Here is a 15,630-nt window from a genome sequence, read left to right as displayed (position 1 = left end):
GGCAGGTCCTCAGGCCACGGTGGCCTCCGGTCCCGAGGCCCGGCGCATGCCGAACCCGGCCAGCAGCGCGCCCACGGCACACAGCACGGCGGTCACGATCACGGCGGAGTGCACACCGTTCATGAACGCGTTGCCGCTGCCCTCGATCACGGCGGCCCTCAGCTGCGCCGGCATGTCCGCCGACACGGGCGAGACTCCCATGGACACCGCGTCCTCGGCCTTCTCGAAGCCTGCCGCCGCGCCCGCCGGGACACCGGCGGAGGTCAGCTCGCCGGTGAGGGTCGAGCCCACTCTGCCGCTGATCAGCGACACCAGCACGGACGTGCCGAGGGCGCCGCCGATCTGCAGCGAGGTTGCCTGGAGCCCGCCCGCGACGCCGCCGTCCTTCCTGGGGGCGTTGCCGACGATCGCGTCGGAGGACGCCGACATCACCATGCCGACACCGAGACCGATGGCGAGGAAGGGCGGCCACATCGCCGCGAACGCCGAACCGGCGTCCCAGGTCAGCATCCACAGGGAGGCCGCCGCCTGGAGGACCATGCCCACCGGCATGGTGACCCGCGGGCCGAAGCGCTGCGTCAGGGTGGCGCCGAGCGGTGCCGCCACCACGGTCGCGAGGCTGAACGGCAGCGTGCGGACACCGGCCTCGACCGGGGAGAAGCCCCGCACGTTCTGCAGGTACAGCATCACGAAGAAGATGACGCCCAGCATCACGAAGAAGTTGATCGCGGTGACGATCGTGCCGATGGTCAGCGAACGGCTGCGGAAGAGGCGCATCGGCAGCAGCGGGTGCTCCTGACGGGTCTCGTACCAGCAGAAGACGGCCAGCACGGCCAGGCCCGCGGCGATCGATCCCAGCGTCCCGCCGGACGTCCAGCCCCATGTCTCCCCCTTGACCACGCCGAAGATCAGGGCGACCAGGCCGACGGCGAGGAGGATCACGCCGGGCACGTCGAAGCGGTGGTGTCCCGTGGAGTCCTTGCTCTTCGGGAGCACGAACAGGCTGAAGACCAGCGCGAAGAGGCCGATGGGGGCGTTGATCCAGAAGACCGACTCCCAGTCGACGTGCTCGATGAGCAGCCCGCCGACGATCGGCCCGAGCGCGGTGGAGCAGGACGCCACCATGGCCCACAGGCCCACGGCCATACCGAACTTCCGGGGCGGGAAGACCGCGCGCAGCAGACCGAGGGTGTTGGGGATGAGCAGGGCGGCGAAGAGCCCTTGCACCGCACGGAAGGCGATCACGCCCTCGATGGAGCCCGCCAGCCCGATCGCCACGGAGGCGAGGGTGAAGCCGACGGTGCCGACCATGTAGACCGTGTGCCGGCCGAGCCGGTCACCCAGCTTGCCGCCCAGGATGAGCAGGGCGGCCATGGCTATCAGATAGGCGTTGGTCACCCACTGCAGGTCGGCGGTGGACGCGTCGAGGTCCCGGCCGATCTCCGGGTTGGCGATCGCGACGACGGAACCGTCGAGGTTGACCATGAACAGGCCGACGGCGACGGCGATCAGCGTCAGCCAGGGGTTGGCGCGCCTGCCCCTCGGCGCGTCCGGCGGGCTGCTTTCGGGCAGTGAGGAGGTGTCCACGGTGGTGGAGGACATGGTGGAGCCTTGTCTGTGAAACGTCGGTACGACGGGAAGGGATGCGCCGGGACACGACGACCGCGGCGCGGTCGTCGGCACATGGCGGCACATGGCGGCACCCGGCGGCAGCCGGCCGGTGGGACCGGCACGGCCCTGCCGGGCGGAGGAAGTCAGCCTGCGGGGGAGTGCAGACGTCCGTTCAGTGACGCCAGCGCGCCCAGGGCCGCTCCGAGGGCGTCGAGCTGTCCCTCGGTGAGGGTGTGCAGCGCGCGGGCCAGATGCGCTTCCTTGAGCGCCCGCGCCGCGGCGAGCCGCTCGCGGGCGGTGGGCGTCGGGTGCAGGTGGGCGATCCGCCTGTCGGCCGTGTCCCGCCTGCGCTCCAGCAGCCCGAGATCGGTGAGCTGGGAGACCAGGGCGCTGACGTTGTTCGGCTTCATCACCAGGGCTTCGGCCGTCTCCCGGACGGTGATCCCCTCGCGCTCCTCGACGAGGAACAGCAGTGCCAACTGGCCGTCGGGGAGCCGGGGATGCGGGAACTCCTGCGCGACCTTCCGCTCCAGACCCCGGTACAGCGCAGGCAGGGACGCCACGAGCGCGGAGGCTACGCGGTCGACGGCCTGGGCGGGCGGGGTCGGATCGGGCACCCCCGCAGCATAGGTACTGGATAATAGCTATGTCAACATACCTAAATGTGGCGTCGGCCCGACCGGCTTCCGGGTGGTATACGTGCCGTCGAGAGCCCCGAGGCACCGCTCACGCGGTCGAGACAAGGACTGTGACTCAGGCGATGGACAAGCCGACGCACCTGATCGAGTTCGAGACGATGCTGCTGGGGCGGCACCTCCAGCTCGGCGCGCCCCGGTCGAGGCGGGACGGCGGGCGGCTCGACCGCAGCGCCTACACGCTGCTGAGCCGGATCCGAGTGCAGGGCCCGATGTCCATCGGGCAGCTCAGTGACGCCTTCGGCCTCGACGCGTCCACCCTGAACCGGCAGACCGCCGCCATGCTGCGGGCGGGTCTCGTCGAACGCATCCCGGACCCCGATGGGGGCATCGCCCGCAAGTTCCGCATCACCTCTGAGGGTGAGCTCGGCCTGGCCGCGGAGCGTGCGGAGAACATCGGAGGGCTGGAGCGCGTCATGGCCGCGTGGTCGCCGGACGAGGTCGCCGTCCTCGCCGCATGTCTGAAGCGCCTCAACACGGACATCGAGAACCTCGACGGACGGCCCTGGCCACGGCCCTGAAGCGAGGGCCCGCGCCAGGCCCGGGAGTGAGTCCGGGGCGGGCCTGAAGAGGATCTACCGCGGAGCTTAAGAAATCCTCGATGGACCTGGGGCGCCGGGTGCGGCACATTTCTCGGTGACGGCAGAGAACGGTGACAGGCGGTTCGTCCTGTCCCGTCCGCCGCATCCCCCGCAACCCCGGGCCGCAGGCCGGCTTCGGCATGTCCCGGGCCGGGGGTGTCCACCACGCACCAGGTACAGGGAGCCGCAGCCGTGAAGGCACTCGTGAAGCACAAGGCCGAGCCGGGACTGTGGCTGATGGACGTGCCCGAGCCGGAGACCGGCCCCGGGGACGTGCTGATCAAGGTCCTCCGCACCGGCATCTGCGGGACCGACCTGCACATCCGCGACTACGACGGCTGGGCGCAGCAGGCCGTGCGCACCCCGCTCGTCCTGGGCCACGAGTTCGTCGGCGAGGTCGCCGGGATCGGCGCGGACGTCGTCGACATCAAGGTCGGCGACCTGGTCAGCGGCGAGGGCCACCTGGTCTGCGGGAAGTGCCGCAACTGCCTCGCCGGGCGCCGGCACCTGTGCCGCTCCACCCTCGGCCTCGGCGTCGGCAGGGACGGGGCGTTCGCGGAGTACCTGGCGCTGCCCGCCTCGAACGTCTGGGTGCACCGGGACAAGGTCGACCTCGACGTCGCCGCGATCTTCGACCCGTTCGGCAACGCCGTGCACACCGCCCTGTCCTTCCCGCTGGTCGGTGAGGACGTGCTGATCACCGGGGCGGGCCCGATCGGCATCATGGCGGCCGCCGTGGCGCGTCACGCGGGCGCCCGCAACGTCGCCATCACCGACGTCAGCGAGGCCCGTCTCGACCTGGCGAGGAAGGTCGGCGTCGACCTCGCCCTGAACGTCTCGGGCGAGACCATCGCCGACGGCCAGCGCCGGCTCGGTCTGCGCGAGGGCTTCGACATCGGCCTGGAGATGTCCGGGCGCCCCGAGGCCATGCGCGACATGATCGCCAACATGACGCACGGCGGCCGGATCGCGATGCTCGGACTGCCGTCCGCCGAGTTCCCCGTCGACTGGTCCCGGATCGTCACCTCCATGCTGACGATCAAGGGCATCTACGGCCGTGAGATGTACGAGACCTGGTACGCCATGTCCGTGCTCCTGGAGGGCGGGCTCGACCTCGCCCCCGTGATCACCGGCCGGTACGGCTACCGCGACTTCGAAGCCGCGTTCGACGACGCCGCGAGCGGACTCGGTGGCAAGGTTCTCCTCGACTGGGCCGCCTGAAGCTCCTCGTACGCACCCGTATCCACCTGGGAGACACCCTTCATGTTCGATTCCGTACGCGACGACCTGCGCATCACCCTCGACGAGATCCGCGACGCCGGACTCCAGAAGCCCGAGCGGGTCATCGGCACCCCGCAGTCCGCCACCGTCGCCGTCACCGCCGGGGGTCGCGCGGGCGAGGTGCTGAACTTCTGCGCCAACAACTACCTGGGCCTCGCCGACCACCCCGAGGTCGTCGCCGCCGCCCACGAGGCGCTGGACCGCTGGGGCTACGGACTCGCGTCCGTCCGCTTCATCTGCGGCACCCAGGAGGTCCACAAGGAGCTCGAGCAGCGGCTCTCGGCCTTCCTCGGCCAGGAGGACACGATCCTCTATTCCTCCTGCTTCGACGCCAACGGCGGAGTCTTCGAGACGCTGCTTGGCCCCGAGGACGCGGTGATCTCCGACGCCCTCAACCACGCCTCCATCATCGACGGCATCCGCCTCTCCAAGGCGAAGCGCCACCGCTACGCCAACCGCGACATGGCGGACCTGGAGCAGCAGCTCAAGGAGGCGTCCGGGGCGCGCCGCCGCCTCGTCGTCACCGACGGCGTCTTCTCCATGGACGGTTACGTCGCCCCGCTCGCCGAGATCTGCGACCTCGCCGACCGCTACGACGCCATGGTCATGGTCGACGACTCGCACGCCGTCGGCTTCGTCGGTCCCGGCGGCCGGGGCACCCCCGAGCTGCACGGGGTCATGGACCGGGTGGACATCATCACCGGCACGCTCGGGAAGGCGCTGGGCGGCGCTTCCGGCGGTTACGTCGCCGCGCGCGCCGAGATCGTCGCGCTGCTGCGCCAGCGCTCCCGCCCGTACCTCTTCTCCAACTCCCTCGCCCCGGTCATCGCCGCCGCCTCCCTCAAGGTCATCGACCTGCTGGAGTCCGCGGGCGACCTGCGCGAGCGGCTCGCCGCCAACACCGCGCTCTTCCGCTCGCGGATGACCGAGGAGGGCTTCGACATACTGCCCGGCGACCACGCCATCGCCCCCGTCATGATCGGGGACGCGGCGAAGGCGAGCAGGATGGCGGAGCTGCTCCTCGAACGCGGGGTGTACGTGATCGGGTTCTCCTACCCCGTCGTCCCGCAGGGGGCCGCCCGCATCCGCGTCCAGCTCTCCGCCGCGCACTCCACCGAGGACGTCAACCGCGCCGTGGACGCCTTCGTCGGCGCACGGGCCGCGCTGGAGGCGTAGAACCGCCCTGCGAGCTGGGACAATGAGCGCATGATCGATGCACGGCGGCTGCGCATCCTCCGTGCGGTGGCCGACCACCGCACGGTGACCGCCGCGGCCGCCGCGCTGTACCTGACCCCTTCGGCCGTCTCCCAGCAGCTGGCCGCCCTGGAGCAGGAGACCGGTCACCGGCTGGTCGAGCGCGGCGCGCGCGGTGCGCGGATGACCGCCGCCGGGGAGATCCTGCTCACCCACGCCAACGCGGTCCTCGCCCAGCTGGAGCGGGCCGAGGCGGAGCTCGCCGACTACGGTGCGGGTGTGGCCGGGACGGTCACCGTCGCCGCGTTCGCCACGGGCATCGGGCTCGTGCTCGCCCCCGCGATCGCCGAGCTCACCCGCACCGCGCCGGGCATCCGGGTCCGGGTCCAGGACGCCGAGGGCGACGCCAGCGTGCCGATGGTGCTGGACCGGCAGGTCGATGTGGCGGTGGCCGTCGAATACCGGGGCGCGCCCGGTGACGACGACCGCCGGCTGACCCGGGTGCCGCTGTACTCCGAGCCCTTCGACGCGGTGCTGCCGGTCGGGCACCGTCTGGCGGGCCAGGACCACGTCGCCGTCGCCGATCTGGCCAAGGACAGCTGGATCGGCCCGTACCCCGGCAACCCCTGTCACGACGTGGTGGTCCTGGCCTGCGAGTACGCCGGGTTCGAGCCGCTGCTGGAGCACTCGTCCGACGACTTCCACGCCGTGGTCGCCCTGGCCGGGGCGGGTGCCGGGGTGGCCCTGGTGCCCCGCTCGGCGCTGCGCGGCACGGACCTCGGCGGAGTCGTCGTGCGGCCGGTGGAGGGCGCCGCCCCGACCCGGCGCGTCTTCGCCGCGGTGCGGCAGGGCGCCGAGGGGCACCCTCTGATCAAGCCGGTCCTGGAGGCGCTGCGCGCGGCGGCGGGGCCCGTCTGACGTCGGGGTACGAGGTCACGCCGGCTGCAGCAGGTCCCACCGGTTGCCGTACAGGTCCTCGAAGACGGCGACCGAGCCGTACGTCTCGTGCCGCGGTTCCTCCAGGAAGCGGACCCCGGCCGCCCGCATCCGCTCGTGGTCACCCGCGAAGTCCTCCGTGTGCAGGAAGAATCCGACCCGGCCGCCGGTCTGCGCCCCGACGCTACCGAGCTGCGCCTCGTCCTTGGCGCGTGCCAGGAGCAGACCGGTACCGGACGTGCCCCGGGGACGGACCACCACCCAGCGGGAGCCGTCGCCCCGGTCGGTGTCCTCCACCAGCTCGAACCCGAGGGCGTCGGTGTAGAAGGAGAGAGCCTCGTCGTAGTCGCGGACGACCAGCGTGACCAGGGCGATGTGGGACATGGGGATCCTCGTCCTCAGCAGTGCGGGAGCAGCACGGTCCATGTGTGAGTTATACGTAACACTAACGCGTGTCGTCCCGCCCAGGGGACAATGCCCGCCATGGACACGAGCGACCTCGACGCGCTGACGGAACGCGCCCGCCGACTCGCCACCGGCGGCGGACGCCGCATCCTCGGCATCGCGGGGGCGCCCGGCGCCGGGAAGTCCACGCTGGCCGCCCGCATCGTCGAACGGCTCGAAGGGAACGCGGTTCTGGTCCCCATGGACGGCTTCCATCTGGCGGGCGCCGAACTGGAACGCCTCGGCAGAGCCGGACGCAAGGGCGCCCCCGACACCTTCGACGCCGCCGGGTACGCGGCCCTGCTGCGCCGGCTGCGCCACCCCCAAGGCCAGGACCCGGTGTATGCGCCCGCCTTCGACCGCGCGCTGGAGGAGCCGGTCGCCGGATCCGTGCGCGTCCCCGCTGACATCCCCCTCGTCGTGACCGAGGGCAACTACCTGCTCCTGGACGAGGGCCCCTGGGCGCCCGTACGCGGACTGCTGGACGAGGTCTGGTTCCTGGACGCCGATCCCGCACTGCGGGTGCGCGGGCTGGTGGACCGGCATGTGGCCTTCGGCAGGTCACGCCCGCACGCCGAGCACTGGGTGGCAGGTTCCGACGAGCGCAACGCCCGGCTCGTCGAGCGGCACCGCGACCGCGCCGACCTCGTCGTACGGCTTCGCTGAACCGGGCGCGGCACGCGTGGAATCCCGCTCGCGCCCGCACCGGCGGGCGGGCAGGATGCTGTGTGCCGCGTCGCCCCGCCAGGAGGTACCCCATGCCCAGCACCGACCAGCCCGCCCCCTTCACAGCCGACGACTACCGGGCCAGGATGACCCGCGCCGCCGAGTCGGCCGACGCCGCGGGACTGGCCGGCGTCCTCGTGGCACCGGGGCCCGACATGGTCCACCTCACCGGATACCGGCCGACCGCGGACACGGAGCGCCTCACCCTGCTCGTCCTCAGGGCGGGCCACGACCCCGTCCTCGTCGTCCCGGCCCTGGAGGCGGCGGACGCGGAACGGGCTGCCGGTTCCCCCGCCCTGACCCTGCGGGACTGGACCGACGCCGCGAACCCGTACACCCTGACCGCCGGACTGCTCGACGCCAAGGGCCGGTTCGGGATCAGCGACAACGCCTGGGCCCTGCATCTGCTGGCCCTGCACAAGCTGCTCCCCGACACCTCCTACGCCTCGCTGACCGACACCCTGCCGATGCTCCGCGCGGTCAAGGACGCGGCCGAGCTGGAGAGGCTCGCAGCAGCGGGGGCCGCGGCCGACGCGACGTACGAGCAGATCCTGAAGGTCCGCTTCTCCGGCCGCAGGGAGAGCGACGTGGCCGCCGACCTGGCCGCACTCCTCATCGGACACGGGCACTCCCAGGTCGACTTCACGGTGGTGGGGTCAGGACCCAACGGCGCAAACCCGCACCACGAGGCGAGCGACCGCACCATCGAGCAGGGCGACATGGTGGTCCTGGACTTCGGCGGGCTGAAGCACGGTTACGGCTCCGACACCTCCCGCACGGTCCACGTCGGCGAACCCACCGCGGAGGAGCAGCGGGTCCACGACGTCGTACGGGAGGCCCAGGAGGCCGGCTGCGGCGCCGTGCGGCCCGGAGCGGCCTGCCAGGACGTCGACCGGGCCGCACGCGCCGTCATCACCGAATTCGGCTACGGCGAACGGTTCATCCACCGCACCGGCCACGGCATCGGCGTCACCACCCACGAGCCGCCGTACATGATCGAGGGTGAGGAGCAGCCGCTGGTCCCCGGGATGTGCTTCTCCGTCGAGCCGGGCATCTACCTCCCCGGCCGCTTCGGCGTCCGCATCGAGGACATCGTCACGGTCACGCGGACCGGCGGCAGGCGGCTGAACACCACCGCCCGCGAACTGGCGGTCGTCGAGTAGCGGACCACTGCCGGAGGCGGAGCTGCCGGCCCGCGGGACCGGTGCGCCCCCATCCGCCACAGCCCTTAGGATTCGAACGCTCCTCGTACCGGCGAGGAGGGTGTCACAGGGGGATGCCTGATGTTCGGATCACTGACGATGCGTCACCAGCTCCGACCGGGCGGCGCCGGCTCGGAGACGGTCGCCCGCACGATCAACTTCTTCGCCAAACCGGGGCCGTCCCGGACGGTGGGTCACGTGGAACGGGAACTGCCGTCGGGCGGCGTACCCGCCTATCTCGCGGCCCGGGGCAGCGGCGTGCGCTCCTTCGTGCTGTGGGCGGACGAGTACCGCGGGGCGCGCGTCGCCACCGTGGTCACCGCCTTCTGCGAGAAGGGCGTCTCGGTCTACCAGGTGCTCGGCGCGCACGGCGAGCTCCTCTGTACCGTCCGGCGTGAGAAGGCGTTCACGAAGGGGCTGCGCACCCGGTGGACGGTGAGCGGGCCCGGCGCACCCGACGTGGTCGGATACAAGGGCCGGATCATCTGGTGGTGCGTGTGGTGGCTGTTCTCGCCCCTGGTGCCGCTCTTCTACCTGGCGTCCCTGCTCAACGGCGACGGTGAGCCCCTCCGGGGGCCCGGCCGCATCATCTGGCGCGAGGGCGGCCGGGTGCCCCTGCAGTACAAGGCGCACGGAAAGATGCTGTATCTCCACGAACCGCTCCTGGATCCGCGGGCAGGGGCCGGGCTGCTGGCGCTGGTCCGTTCCTTCGACGGCCGGCTGTTGGCGTGGGACAGGGGGAGGAACTGAGACCGCCCCTCACCGGGCCCGGTCTCAGTCGTCGGCCAGCACCACGCACGACTCCGCCGGCAGGTGCAGCACGCCGTCGGTGCCGGGGGCCACGGCCGGCTCCCAGGCGGCCAGCACCCTGCCCCCGCCGGCCCGGTGCCGGCCGGCGCCCAGCGGGATGGCGGCGGGCTCCCCGGAGAGGTTGACGGCGATCCGCAGATCGCCCCTGCGGCAGACGATCCAGCGCGCCGTCTCGTCGTACGCCGTCCGCACGGACGCCAGGTCAGGGTCGGAGAGGTCGGGCAGGGCGCGGCGCAGGGCGATCAGCTCGCGGTACCAGGCGTACAGCCGCGCGTGCGGCTCCCGCTCCGGCTCGCTCCAGTCGAGACAGGAGCGGGCCCGGGTGGCCGGGTCCTGCGGGTCCGGGATGTCCTCCTCGGCCCAGCCGTGCGCCGCGAACTCCCGTCTCCTGCCGTCGCGTACGGCGCGGGCGAGTTCCTCGTCGGTGTGGTCGGTGAAGAACTGCCAGGGGGTGCGGGCTCCCCATTCCTCGCCCATGAACAGCATCGGGACGAACGGCCCGGTGAGCACCAGCGCCGCCGCGCACGCCTGGAGACCCGGGGAGAGCCCGGCGGCGAGCCGGTCGCCGAGGGCGCGGTTGCCGATCTGGTCGTGGGTCTGCGCGTAGCCGACGAAACGGTGGGCGGGGGTCCGGGTGGCGTCGACCGGGCGGCCGTGCGCACGGCCCCGGAAGCTGGAGTACGTCCCGTTGTGGAAGAAGGCCTTGGTCACGGTCTTCGCGAGCGCTGCCAGCGGGGCGGTCGCGAAGTCGGCGTAGTAGCCCTGGGACTCGCCGGTGAGCGCGGTGTGCAGGGCGTGGTGGAAGTCGTCGTTCCACTGGGCGTGCAGCCCGATCCCGCCCTCGGTGCGCGGAGTGGTCGTGCGGGGGTCGCAGAGGTCGGACTCCGCGATCAGCGCGAGCGGCCGCCCGAGCTCCGAGGCGAGCGCGTCGACGGAGGTGGCGAGCTCCTCCAGGAAGGTGAGCGCCCTTCCGTCGGCCAGTGCGTGGACGGCGTCCAGACGCAGTCCGTCCAGGCGGTAGTCCCGCAACCAGGCGAGTGCGCTGCCGAGCAGATAGGCGCGGACCTCGTCCGAGCCCGGGGCGTCGAGGTTGACGGCCGAGCCCCAGGGGGTGTGGTGCGTGTCCGTGAAGTACGGGCCGAAGGCCGGAAGGTGGTTGCCCGAGGGCCCCAGATGGTTGTGGACCACGTCCAGGACGACGGCGAGACCCAGCCCGTGCGCCGTGTCGACAAAGCGCTTCAATCCGTCCGGACCGCCGTACGGCTCGTGCACCGCCCAGAGCGACACCCCTTCGTACCCCCACCCGTGGGTTCCCGGGAACGGGCAGACGGGCATCACGGACACATGCGTGATGCCGAGGTCCACCAGATGGCCGAGCCGCTCGGCCGCGGCGTCGAAGGTGCCCGCGTCCGTGAAGGTACCGACGTGCAGTTCGTACAGGACCGCGCCGGGCAGCCCACGCCCCGCCCAGGTGTTCCGCCAGGCGTACGCGTCCTGGTCGACGACCGCGCTCTCGCCGTCCGGCCCCTCCGGCTGGCGCCGGGAGCGCGGATCGGGCAGCACGGGGCCGTCGTCGAGCGAGAAGCCGTAGCGGTCGCCGTCGGCGGCCTCGGCCTCCGCCGTCCACCAGCCCGCGCGCTGCGGGTCGCGCTCCATCGGCCGGCGTCCCTCCGCCGTGCACAGCGCGGCCGACCCGGCCTCGGGGGCCCACACCTCGAACTGCATTCAGCACTCCTCGTCCATGAACCTGATGCCTCGCCGGAGGCCCCATGATCGGCGGAATTCGCACGCACGGCCCCGGGACACTGGAGCGAGCCCGCAACTGGCGATTAGGGTCTGGTCCTGATCATTGCCCTACCGGGTTCTGCTCATTCGCGGCGAGCCCGGGCAGTACCACGAGGTCCCCCTTACGGCTGCTGGAGGCCGAGATGACCGTGCCGACCTTCCCACCCGGCTTCCTGTGGGGCGCATCCGCCTCCGCCTTCCAGACGGAAGGGGCCTTCGACGCCGACGGCAAAGGGCCCTCCGGCTGGGACGCCTTCGCCGCCCAGCCCGGCCGGATCAAGGACGGCACCGACACCACCCGGGGCACCGGCTTCCACGAGCACTACCGCGAGGACGTCGCCCTGCTCGCCGGACTCGGCGCGGACGCGTTCCGTTTCTCCATCAGCTGGCCCCGGGTCGTGCCCGGCGGCAGCGGCTCGCTCAACCCCGCCGGACTGGATTTCTACGACCGGCTCGTCGACGAGCTCTGCGCCCACGGCATCACCCCCGCCCCGACCCTCTACCACTGGGACACGCCGCTCCCGCTGGACGAGGCCGGCGGCTGGCTCAACCGGGACACCGCCTACCGCTTCGCCGAGTACGCGGGCATGGTCGCCGAACGCCTCGCCGACCGGGTCCCCATGTGGATCACCATCAACGAACCCGCCGAGGTGACGATGCTCGGCTACGCCCTCGGCGAGCACGCCCCCGGCCGCACACTGCTCTTCGACGCACTGCCGGCCGCCCACCACCAGCTGCTCGCCCACGGCCTGGCCGTGCGGGCGCTGCGCGCCGCGGGCGCGGGCAACATCGGCATCGCGCTCTCCCACTCGCCCGTCTGGACGGCGGGGGACACCGACGAGGACCGCCTGGGCGCGGAGCTCTACGACACCCTCACCAACTGGCTGTTCGCCGATCCGGTCCTCACCGGAAGGTACCCGGACGAGGGCTTCGCGGCCCTGATGCCCGGCCCCGTCGAGGACGACCTCAAGATCATCTCGGCCCCCCTCGACTGGTACGGCGTCAACTACTACAACCCGACCCTCGTCGGCGCCCCCAGGCCCGAAGCGCTGGACTCCTTCTCGGGCTACTCGATGCCCGCCGGCCTCCCCTTCGGTATCAGGGAGATCGAGGGGTACGACACCACCGACTTCGGCTGGCCCGTAGTGCCCCAGGGCCTCGCCGAGACACTCGGTCAGCTGCGGGACCGCTTCGGCGACCGGCTGCCGCCGGTCTACATCACGGAGAACGGCTGCGCCGTCGACGAGCCCGTCGCCGACGGACGCCGCATCGCCTTCCTGGAAGGACACCTGGAGGCGCTGCGCACGGCCATCGACGCGGGCGTCGACGTGCGCGGCTACTTCACCTGGTCACTGACAGACAACGTCGAATGGACCGAGGGCGCGAGCAAGCGGTTCGGCCTGGTCCACATCGACTACGAGACCCTGCGAAGGACCCCGAAGGAGTCCTACGCCTGGTACCGCGACGTGATCCGCGCACAGCGCACGGGGGGTTCGCCCCTCACACCAGGTGAACGCGCTCCTGGATGACGCGGTGGCCCGCCCGGGCGAACGCGGCGGCCATCGGCACGTTGCCCCGGTCCGTCGCGCCCGCGACGGCGGTGGCGCCCTCGCCGGCGAGGAAGCGGGTGCACTCGACGAGCAGGTCGTAGCCGTAGCCGTGCCCGCGCGCCTCGGGAACGACCCCGATGAAGCCGACGCACGGTCCGCCCGGATTACGGGCGGGCACATGGATGCCCGCGAGCGCGCCGTCCGGGGTGTGGGCGAGCTGCCACCAGGAGCGGGGCGAGGGACACCAGTTGAAGAAGTCCAGCTCCTCGCGGGCGGCCTGCTCCAGACCGCCCGGGCCCGCGATGGTGCGCAGCGCGTGGGCGTCCAGCGTCTCGGAGTGGACCCGGCGCAGCACGTCCAGGATCACCGCGTCGTCGGGCTCCTCGCGGAACACCAGCCGGCCGGGGCGCTCGGGCAGGCCGTCCGCGGGCGTCCACTCGTAGCGGTAGCGCTCGACCAGCGGCCTCATCCCGGCCGCCTCGGCCGCCGCCATCCGCCCCGATGCGGCCGCCCGTACCGCAGGCGTGTCCCGCCAGCCGGCCGGCACGATCAGCTCGTACTCGACGGACCACGGGGCGCGGCGCAGCAGTTCGGCGCCCGCCTCGTCCTCGCCCTCGGCGAAGTCGAAGTAGTTGAGCAGCAGGGGCTCGGTGTCCTCGGGCCCGCCCCACCAGGCGGCCCGGGCCACGACGACGTCGTCGCGCAGGGCGACCCAGGTCCACTCGGGGCGGTAGTCACCGCCGTCGGCCGTGGTGGCCCAGCGGTGGCCGAACGCCGACCGGCCGACGAGACGGGGGTCGTGAAGCGAATGGAAGAGATGGGCGTCGCTCGGGGTGAGCGGACGGATGACCACATCGGTCATGGGGCGTGTCCTCCGGGACTCGGTGAGAGAGGTGGCGCTCCCGGTCAGACCGAGTCCGACACCGTCCTGCGGACGGAACGGGAGCGCGTGATCGTGGTGCCGCGGGTGGTGCCTGGGTCGCGCACGGGTCTCGCCTCCTTCCCTGCCGGGCGGGTGTCCGGGCGCCGACGCTACGGCCCCCGGACCCCTCACGTCCACCGGTTTCTCAGTCTTCCCACACCATGTCGAAGGCCCGCTCGAAGTTGACGTAGCCCAGGCGCGCGAAGGACTTCGCCATGGGGACGTTGCCCAGGTCCGTCGCCGCCCTGATCCGCTCCACGCCGTCCTGGGCGGCGAGCACCCGCGTGCCCTCGGCGAGGATGTCGTCTATGTGACCGTGCCCGCGGTGCGCCGGAAGCACCCCGATGTAGGAGATCATCGGGTGGTAGTTGTTGCGCGCGGGGATGACGAAGCCCACCGGTCCGCCGTCCGGCAGTTCGGCGATCCGCCACCACTCCCGCGGCGTCCGCAGACCGGCGAAATCCTCGTCGTAGTGCTTCTCCGCCGCCTCACGGGGGCTCAGTCCTGACGCCAGGTCCGCCTGTCCGTGCGCGTCCAGGGTCCCCTCCATCACCGGGGCCATCAGCGCGAGGAGGTCCTCGCGATCGGAGACCTGCCGGAACACCAGCCGGCCGCTGTCCTCGGGCACCGGTGTGCCGGCCCGCCACTCCAGACGCAGCCGCTCGACCAGCATCCGGGCGCCGCTCGCCTCCATCACCCGTATCCGGGCCTCGACGACATCGCGGGCGGCGGGATCCTCACGCCAGTCCGGGGGGATGAACCGGCCGTACTCCGGCCGGGGGTTCCCGGCCGGGACGACCGCGGCCGTCGCCCTCTCCAGCAGCTCGAGCCCGATCGCGCCGCGCTCCGGCTCCGGCAGGGTGTCGTCCAGGTCGAAGAAGTCCAGGAACTGGGGACTGCCGCCCTCCCGGCCCGTCCACCAGGAGAGCCGGCCGACGACGTGGTCGCCGCGCAGGGCCACCCACATCCAGTCCGGGCGGCGGCGCCCCGAGGCGAGGTCGTCGGCGAGCTCGTGGTCGAGCACGTAGGAAAGGCGGCGGAAGAGACCGAGCTCGTCCGCTCCGGTGAGCGGACGGATGGTCAGTTCCGGTGGTGCAGGGGTCACGGAGTCTCCTCGACGGGGGTGCCGCGCCGGAAGGCGGCGGCGCCGGAGGATAACAACCACCCGGCCTCCGCCGGGCGGTATTAATCCCCTGCCGCGCAGGTCAGAGATGGGCGGAAACGGACATCGTCTGGACACTGCGGGGCTCTCGGACCGACAATCGTCCCGTGACGTCCTCCTTCGAGCACCACACGTATCCCGCGCGGCTCTCGGACGCCGAGCGCGACCGTGTCCTCGGTGCGCTCAGAGACGGCGCCGCCCAGGGAAAGCTCTCCCACGACACCTTCCTGCGCCGCATGGAACTCGCCCTGACCGCCCGGCGTTCGGAGGAGCTGAAGGCGCTCACCTCGGACCTGGACACGGGCGGGGGCTGGTCCCGGGGCCTGTTGCGGGCGGTGAGCGAGGTCTCCGCCTTTCCGGCCCGGCTGCGCAGGGCGTGGCAGTCCGAGCGGCTGCCGAAACTCCTGCTGCCCGTGCCCGGCCCGCACCCGCTGAGCATCGGCCGTGACCCGGGCAACGGACTCCGGCTCAGCCACGAGACGGTGTCCCGTACGCACGCCGAACTGATCGCGCACGGAAGCCGGTGGATCCTGCACGACCTGGGCTCGACGAACGGCACCTGCGTCAACGGACAGCGCGTCGTCGGATCCGTCGTGGTCCGTGACGGCGACCAGGTGAGCTTCGGCCGGATCACCTTCCGGCTCACCGCGTCGCTGCCGGTACCCCCGGCCTGAATCCCGCACGCCGCACGCCGCACGCCGCCGCCGCACGCCGTACTCCCGTGCCGGACG

The 15,630-nt window shown here is 72.1% G+C and carries 15 protein-coding genes; 9 read left to right on the top strand and 6 right to left on the bottom strand.

The window, feature by feature from the left end:
* Positions 1-9: 9 nt before the first annotated feature.
* Both LWJ43_RS06255 and LWJ43_RS06250 read right to left on the bottom strand, forming a co-directional pair.
* Positions 10-1,602, bottom strand: coding sequence for an MFS transporter (locus LWJ43_RS06255; RefSeq protein WP_277331288.1), 1,593 nt, complete (start codon positions 1,600-1,602; stop codon positions 10-12).
* A 152-nt stretch (positions 1,603-1,754) separates the two neighbouring features.
* Positions 1,755-2,228 (bottom strand): MarR family winged helix-turn-helix transcriptional regulator, encoded by a 474-nt coding sequence (locus tag LWJ43_RS06250; RefSeq protein ID WP_277331287.1) that lies wholly within the window; start codon positions 2,226-2,228, stop codon positions 1,755-1,757.
* 143 nt (positions 2,229-2,371) lie between these two features.
* Between LWJ43_RS06250 and LWJ43_RS06245 the strand changes: the two genes are divergently transcribed.
* From LWJ43_RS06245 to LWJ43_RS06230, 4 genes are all read left to right on the top strand, one after another.
* Positions 2,372-2,827 carry a MarR family winged helix-turn-helix transcriptional regulator gene (locus tag LWJ43_RS06245; RefSeq protein ID WP_277331286.1) on the top strand — a complete coding sequence of 152 codons (456 nt, stop codon included), beginning with the start codon at positions 2,372-2,374 and terminating at the stop codon, positions 2,825-2,827.
* Between the two features lie 252 nt (positions 2,828-3,079).
* On the top strand, positions 3,080-4,108 hold the full coding sequence (tdh, locus tag LWJ43_RS06240) for an L-threonine 3-dehydrogenase (RefSeq protein ID WP_277331285.1): 1,029 nt from the start codon (positions 3,080-3,082) through the stop codon (positions 4,106-4,108).
* A gap of 42 nt (positions 4,109-4,150) precedes the next feature.
* Positions 4,151-5,344, top strand: coding sequence for a glycine C-acetyltransferase (locus LWJ43_RS06235; RefSeq protein WP_147961206.1), 1,194 nt, complete (start codon positions 4,151-4,153; stop codon positions 5,342-5,344).
* A 30-nt stretch (positions 5,345-5,374) separates the two neighbouring features.
* Entirely contained in the window at positions 5,375-6,280 is a 906-nt protein-coding gene (locus tag LWJ43_RS06230; RefSeq protein ID WP_277331284.1) for a LysR family transcriptional regulator, read from the top strand.
* A 15-nt stretch (positions 6,281-6,295) separates the two neighbouring features.
* On the opposite strand, the gene LWJ43_RS06225 is transcribed toward LWJ43_RS06230, so the two are convergent.
* A complete protein-coding gene (locus tag LWJ43_RS06225; protein ID WP_147961208.1) occupies positions 6,296-6,682 on the bottom strand; it encodes a VOC family protein in 387 nt (128 codons plus the stop codon).
* A 99-nt stretch (positions 6,683-6,781) separates the two neighbouring features.
* On the opposite strand from LWJ43_RS06225, the gene LWJ43_RS06220 reads away from it, so the two are divergent.
* The 3 genes from LWJ43_RS06220 to LWJ43_RS06210 all read left to right on the top strand — a co-directional run bounded on the left by LWJ43_RS06220 (position 6,782) and on the right by LWJ43_RS06210 (position 9,420).
* Positions 6,782-7,408: a nucleoside/nucleotide kinase family protein gene (locus tag LWJ43_RS06220; RefSeq protein ID WP_277331283.1), complete on the top strand. Its 627-nt coding sequence runs from the start codon at positions 6,782-6,784 to the stop codon at positions 7,406-7,408.
* Positions 7,409-7,500: 92 nt separating this feature from the next.
* Positions 7,501-8,631: an aminopeptidase P family protein gene (locus LWJ43_RS06215; RefSeq protein ID WP_277331282.1), complete on the top strand. Its 1,131-nt coding sequence runs from the start codon at positions 7,501-7,503 to the stop codon at positions 8,629-8,631.
* A 120-nt stretch (positions 8,632-8,751) separates the two neighbouring features.
* A complete protein-coding gene (locus LWJ43_RS06210; RefSeq protein ID WP_277331281.1) occupies positions 8,752-9,420 on the top strand; it encodes a hypothetical protein in 669 nt (222 codons plus the stop codon).
* A gap of 24 nt (positions 9,421-9,444) precedes the next feature.
* Here the strand turns inward: LWJ43_RS06210 and treZ are convergent, their stop codons facing one another.
* Entirely contained in the window at positions 9,445-11,205 is a 1,761-nt protein-coding gene (gene treZ, locus LWJ43_RS06205) for a malto-oligosyltrehalose trehalohydrolase (RefSeq protein WP_277331280.1), read from the bottom strand.
* 203 nt (positions 11,206-11,408) lie between these two features.
* Between treZ and LWJ43_RS06200 the strand changes: the two genes are divergently transcribed.
* A complete protein-coding gene (locus tag LWJ43_RS06200) occupies positions 11,409-12,794 on the top strand; it encodes a GH1 family beta-glucosidase (RefSeq protein WP_277331279.1) in 1,386 nt (461 codons plus the stop codon).
* Here the strand turns inward: LWJ43_RS06200 and LWJ43_RS06195 are convergent.
* Together LWJ43_RS06195 and LWJ43_RS06190 are read right to left on the bottom strand one after the other, a co-directional pair.
* Positions 12,766-13,677 (bottom strand): GNAT family N-acetyltransferase, encoded by a 912-nt coding sequence (locus tag LWJ43_RS06195; protein WP_277331278.1) that lies wholly within the window; start codon positions 13,675-13,677, stop codon positions 12,766-12,768. The genes LWJ43_RS06200 and LWJ43_RS06195 overlap by 29 nt on opposite strands.
* Positions 13,678-13,882: 205 nt before the next feature.
* The gene (locus LWJ43_RS06190) at positions 13,883-14,842 is read right to left on the bottom strand and encodes a GNAT family N-acetyltransferase (RefSeq protein WP_277331277.1); all 960 of its coding nucleotides are present in this window, start codon (positions 14,840-14,842) and stop codon (positions 13,883-13,885) included.
* A gap of 164 nt (positions 14,843-15,006) precedes the next feature.
* Here LWJ43_RS06190 and LWJ43_RS06185 point away from each other — a divergent pair, with 164 nt between their 5' ends.
* Positions 15,007-15,573 (top strand): DUF1707 and FHA domain-containing protein, encoded by a 567-nt coding sequence (locus LWJ43_RS06185; protein WP_277331276.1) that lies wholly within the window; start codon positions 15,007-15,009, stop codon positions 15,571-15,573.
* Positions 15,574-15,630 lie beyond the last annotated feature (57 nt).

It is taken from the genome of Streptomyces sp. JH34, assembly GCF_029428875.1.
GTDB lineage: Bacteria > Actinomycetota > Actinomycetes > Streptomycetales > Streptomycetaceae > Streptomyces.
Note: the sequence above shows the minus strand (reverse complement) of the source record. Positions and strands in the feature narration are given on the sequence as shown.

Excerpts from the sequence above, each read along its gene's own strand:
- LWJ43_RS06245 (WP_277331286.1), top strand. The coding sequence starts at position 2,372 with ATGGACAAGCCGACGCACCTGATCGAGTTCGAGACGATGCTGCTGGGG.
- LWJ43_RS06235 (WP_147961206.1), top strand. The coding sequence starts at position 4,151 with ATGTTCGATTCCGTACGCGACGACCTGCGCATCACCCTCGACGAGATC.
- LWJ43_RS06255 (WP_277331288.1), bottom strand. The coding sequence starts at position 1,602 with ATGTCCTCCACCACCGTGGACACCTCCTCACTGCCCGAAAGCAGCCCG.
- LWJ43_RS06220 (WP_277331283.1), top strand. The coding sequence starts at position 6,782 with ATGGACACGAGCGACCTCGACGCGCTGACGGAACGCGCCCGCCGACTC.
- treZ (WP_277331280.1), bottom strand. The coding sequence starts at position 11,205 with ATGCAGTTCGAGGTGTGGGCCCCCGAGGCCGGGTCGGCCGCGCTGTGC.
- LWJ43_RS06215 (WP_277331282.1), top strand. The coding sequence starts at position 7,501 with ATGCCCAGCACCGACCAGCCCGCCCCCTTCACAGCCGACGACTACCGG.
- LWJ43_RS06230 (WP_277331284.1), top strand. The coding sequence starts at position 5,375 with ATGATCGATGCACGGCGGCTGCGCATCCTCCGTGCGGTGGCCGACCAC.
- LWJ43_RS06200 (WP_277331279.1), top strand. The coding sequence starts at position 11,409 with ATGACCGTGCCGACCTTCCCACCCGGCTTCCTGTGGGGCGCATCCGCC.
- LWJ43_RS06225 (WP_147961208.1), bottom strand. The coding sequence starts at position 6,682 with ATGTCCCACATCGCCCTGGTCACGCTGGTCGTCCGCGACTACGACGAG.
- LWJ43_RS06210 (WP_277331281.1), top strand. The coding sequence starts at position 8,752 with ATGTTCGGATCACTGACGATGCGTCACCAGCTCCGACCGGGCGGCGCC.
- LWJ43_RS06195 (WP_277331278.1), bottom strand. The coding sequence starts at position 13,677 with ATGACCGATGTGGTCATCCGTCCGCTCACCCCGAGCGACGCCCATCTC.